The organism is Phenylobacterium sp., assembly GCF_044371015.1.
In the GTDB taxonomy this organism is placed as follows: domain Bacteria; phylum Pseudomonadota; class Alphaproteobacteria; order Caulobacterales; family Caulobacteraceae; genus Phenylobacterium.
Map to the genome: position 1 here is coordinate 1 of NZ_JBILUK010000249.1, position 4,484 is coordinate 4,484.

The following is a 4,484-nucleotide window of genomic DNA, read 5'->3' on the forward strand; positions in this document are numbered from 1 at the left end:
AGAACTCCGGCAGCCTCCCTCAGAGGCGCGGGGTTTTCACGGGCTGGCGGTTGGATGTCAATGCCGCCGTGTGTGAGGAATTCTGCAAGGCCGAACAGACAACGGCGTCACAGCGGAAGGCGATCAGAATACAGCTTTTGCGCTTCGGAGGGTGGCCCGCGCCGCTCACCGAGCGAAACAACCTCCACATCGATCAGTCGCCCGGCGATGGCGAACATTAACTGGTCGCCGACCCGCACGGTTCGCGAGGGTTTGTCGAGCCGCGTTTCCTGGCCATGGCGGGTCAGTCGGACGCGACCCGAATCGATGAAGGTGGCGGCGGCGCTGCGGGTCTTGAAGAAACGGGCGCGCCACAGCCAGACGTCTGTGCGCGCGCTATCGACCATTTCATTCACGGAGACGTCGCGCTTTTGCGCCGTCGGGGCCGCCGGGCTGGGGCCTGTGCGGGACGGAGGGCGGCCAGGGCGGCGAACGGGGAATGGGGCGCGGCCGCCGCCTTGTGCTCGACCCTGAAGTCGCGCTCAGCCCGACGACGCCAGATCTGACCCTCGGTGTCCGGCTTGCCGGAGGCGTTGAAACCGAGGCCCTTCAGGATCGCGCGGGCATCGTCCTCGCGCCAGCCGAGTTCGGTCATCATCCCTGGCGTCACACGCACCCCGCCACTCACCCGCTGCGCAGCGCGCAGCAGGTCATCCAGACGTTCGAGCTGGAGCACAGGAACGGCTAGGCCGCGCACCGCCCGCAACCCGCGCGCGGCCAGGACGCGGCCGCTGGGCGTCTGGGCGGGGAGTCGGCTCGGACGATCGGTCGGCGGACGCCAACCTCCGGCGTCGATACGGGCCAGCGTCTCGGTCAACTGGCGCGCGCGCGGGGCAAGGATGCCGGGCAGGAATACCGAGAAGGCCCCGAGCCGTACGCCCAGCGCCCTGAGGCCTCTGCGTTCGGCCGGGCTAAGAGCGCGGACCGCGTCGCTGACCGCCGCACGATCCAACACGCCGGCGGCCTCGATGAGCTGGAAGGCAAGGCCGCGGGCCAGACCGCGAAGGCGGCCCTCGGAGAGCGCGGTCTCAAGTCCGTGAAGGGCCGCCAGCCTCCGCCGCGCCTCTTCGCCGAGAAAGGCCTCGAGCCGTTGCGTCGCCCGCTGGCGCGCCGCGTCCGGCCCGAGATCGCCCACGAGGCGCACGCGCGGTCGCAGGGCCTCGCCGCCCGAGATGACGCCGGCGATCTCGCCCCGCCACAGCACCGCGCCGTCGGCGCCCAGCGCGAAGGCTTCGTCGGCGTCGGCGGCAAGCCGTCCCAGTCGGCGGGTGATTTCCGGCGCCACGGCGGTGCGGGCGGCGGCGCGCAGGGCTTTCTCCTCCAACGCGCTTGAGCCGCGGGCGGCTTCGAAGGCGACCCCGGCCAGCCTTCCCACGAAATGGCCCTCGACCGTGACGGTTCCGTCGCCGCTGACACCGGCCAACACGTCCTCGCGCACGCGAAGGCCACGCATCAGCGCGCTGGTCCGCCGGTCTACGAACCGTGCCATCAGTTTCTCGTGCAGTATGTCAGAAAGGCGGTCTTCCAAGTCTCGCGTTCGGGCCTGCCAGTGCGCCGGATCGATCAGCCAGTCGGGTCGATTGGCGAGATAAGTGAGGGTGCGCACGCTGGCCAGGCGGGCGGCCAGGGCGTCGATTTCGCCATCGATCCGGTCGACCTGGGCGAACTGACGAGCCGCCCAGTCGTCCGTGATGCGGCGGCGGTGTTCCGTCAGTTGCAGGAAGATTCCGCGTACGAGGCCCGCATGCTCGTCGAGCGCCAACTTGCGGAAGTCCGGCGTTTGGCAGGCGTCCCAGAGGCGGGTCAGATTGGTGCGGTCCCTGGCGCGGGTGCGGATCGTCTCGTCCTCGGCCAGGGCCTTCAACGTCTTCTCGTCCAGTGCCTCGGCGGAGAGCCGCAGGCCTTCGCGACCGGGCGGGCGGGCGAGGCTGGTCAGCAGGGCGGGCAGGTTGGCGAAGTCGAGCCGTGCATTGCGCCATTCTGCGCCCGCAACCGGTTCGAAGGCGTGGTTCTCGACCGCTTCGACGAGATCGGCGTCAAGATCGTGGGTCTCGCCGGTGACGCCGAAGGTGCCATTGGTGAGGTGGCGCCCGGCCCGACCGGCGATCTGCGCGATCTCAGGGGCGGTGAGATGGCGCGTCCGGCGCCCGTCGAATTTGGAGAGCCCCGCAAACGCCACATGGTCGACATCCATGTTGAGGCCCATGCCGATGGCGTCGGTGGCGACCAGGAAGTCCACTTCGCCCGATTGATAGAGCGCCACCTGGGCGTTGCGGGTACGAGGCGACAGCGAGCCCATCACGACGGCCGCGCCGCCGCGCTGGCGGCGGATCAGCTCTGCGATGGCGTAGACCTGCTCGGTGGAGAAGGCGACCACGGCCGAGCGGCGCGGCAATCGGGTCAGTTTCTTGGGGCCGGCGTAGGACAGGGTGGAGAACCGCTCCCGGGTCTGAATCTCAGCATGCGGCAGCATCCGGCGCACCAGCGGCGCCATGGCGCCCGCGCCCAGCAGCATGGTCTCGGCGGTTCCTCGCGCGTGCAGCAGGCGGTGGGTGAAGACGTGGCCGCGCTCGGGGTCGGCGACCAGCTGAATCTCGTCGACCGCCAGGAACTCCACCTCGATGGAGAGCGGCATGGCTTCGACCGTACACACATAGTAGTGCGGCCGGGGCGGGATGATCTTTTCCTCGCCAGTGATCAGCGCCACAGCGCGCGGCCCCCGCGCCTTGACAATACGGTCGTAGATCTCGCGGGCCAGCAGCCTCAGCGGCAAGCCGATCATGCCGGACGCATGGCCCAGCATCCGCTCGACCGCCAGGTGGGTCTTTCCGGTGTTGGTCGGACCCAGCACCGCCACCAGTCGGGGCGGGGCCGCGCCCGTTGGGCGGTGGCTCATGCGCCGAAGGTGGGGCGGAGAAGGGAGTCGGGCAAGCGCTCAGGCGTCGGAAAGCAGGCGGCGCGCCATGGCGATCCGCTGAACGACCGTCGCGGCGCAAAGGAACGTGAAAAGTCCGGCGATCAGTGTGAAGGCGGCGGGGAGCAGGCACATGAGCACGAAGGCGAGGATGGTCTCGGCGCCTTCGGCCAGGCCGCGGCTGTAGATGAACGCCTTGGGCTCCGCGGGCTTCGCACCCGCCCGTGCGGCGATGGCGGCGTAGGCCAGGAAGCTGACGGCGGTGAGCGTGAAGCTCGCCGTCAGCAGCAGGGCGGCGGCGGTGTTGGCCGGATCGGCGAGGCCGAAGCCCACCGGCACGGCCAGGTAGAAGAGATAGTCGCAGAGGCTGTCGAGATAGCCGCCAAGCTCCGTAGGGCCGGCGGCGCGGGCGACGGCGCCGTCGAGGCCGTCCAGTAGGCGGTTCAGCGCGATGAGGGCCAGCGCGAGGCCGAAAGCGTTGGAGGCTATGGCCCAACCAATAGGCAAGGCCAAGGCTCCGCCCAGCAGCGTGAGGTGGTCGGCGCGGACTCCAAGGCGCGCCAGCGCGGCGCCGACGCGGGCGAGGGGGGGGTCGATCAGACGGCGCAGCAGGGTGTCGAACACGGGTGCGACCTTCCGACGCCCGGCGAGCGCTGTCCACGGCCGCGAAGCGCGCTAAGTCTGGTCGCGGGGCGGGGAGAGCCACATGGCGATACTGGCGCAGGCGCAGGGACTGATCGGGCTCGCGCTGATCCTGCTGATCGCCTGGGGATTGTCCGAGAACCGGCGGGTGCGGCCGAGCTGGCGCTGGATCGGCGGGGCCGTGGCGCTGCAGATCGCGATCGCGGCGACGCTGACCCTGGCGCCCGGCGTCTGGCAGGTGCTGAGCCTGGCCAACCATGCCGTCTCCGCGATCGAGACCGCGACGCTGGCCGGTTCCAGCTACATGTTCGGCTTCATCGGCGGGGGCGAGGCGCCGTTCGTGCTGAAGCCCGGCGCCGCCGCGCCTGTGGTGCTGGCGTTTCAGATCCTGCCGCTGATCATCGTCTATTCGGCCTTGGCGGCGCTGGCCTGGCATCTGGGGGTGCTGGGCGTGCTGGTGCGGGGCCTGTCGTGGGCGCTGCAGCGCACGCTGGGGGTCAGCGGGGTCGTCGGCTTGAGCGGCGGGGCGAACATCTTCCTGGGCGTGGTTGAGGCCCCGCTCGTGGTGCGCGCCTGGTTCGAGACCATGAGCCGCTCGGAACTGTTCGCGACCATGACGCTGGCCATGTCGACGATCTCGGGCGCGGTCCTGATCCTCTATGCCCAGACGCTGTCGAAGGTGACGCCGGACGCGGTGGGCCACATGATCTCGGCCTCGCTGATCTGCCTGCCGGCGTCGATCCTGATTGCGCGCCTGATGGCGCCCGACGATGGCCGGACCGAGGCGCGGCTCGACGAGACCTCCCTCCGCTACGATGGCGCGCTGGATGCGGTGGTGCGCGGCGCCATGGAAGGCGTGCAGCTGATGTTCGCGGTGATCGGGGTGATC

4 protein-coding genes are annotated in these 4,484 nt (G+C 70.0%); 1 reads left to right on the forward strand and 3 read right to left on the reverse strand.

What is annotated here, in order from left to right; genetic code table 11:
* Positions 1 to 107: 107 nt before the first annotated feature.
* From ACIQ3R_RS15585 to ACIQ3R_RS15595, 3 genes are read right to left on the reverse strand one after another with little or no spacing between them, the layout of a single operon-like run.
* A complete protein-coding gene (locus ACIQ3R_RS15585) occupies positions 108 to 386 on the reverse strand; it encodes an RNA-binding S4 domain-containing protein (RefSeq protein ID WP_397419773.1) in 279 nt (92 codons plus the stop codon).
* 5 nt (positions 387 to 391) lie between these two features.
* Positions 392 to 2,935: a helicase-related protein gene (locus tag ACIQ3R_RS15590; protein WP_397419774.1), complete on the reverse strand. Its 2,544-nt coding sequence runs from the start codon at positions 2,933 to 2,935 to the stop codon at positions 392 to 394.
* Positions 2,936 to 2,974: 39 nt separating this feature from the next.
* Complete coding sequence (locus tag ACIQ3R_RS15595) at positions 2,975 to 3,577, reverse strand: CDP-alcohol phosphatidyltransferase family protein (protein ID WP_397419775.1); 603 nt, start codon at positions 3,575 to 3,577, stop codon at positions 2,975 to 2,977.
* An 82-nt stretch (positions 3,578 to 3,659) separates the two neighbouring features.
* On the opposite strand from ACIQ3R_RS15595, the gene ACIQ3R_RS15600 reads away from it, so the two are divergent.
* On the forward strand, positions 3,660 to 4,484 hold an 825-nt coding region (locus ACIQ3R_RS15600; protein ID WP_397419776.1), incomplete at its 3' end, for a Na+ dependent nucleoside transporter N-terminal domain-containing protein.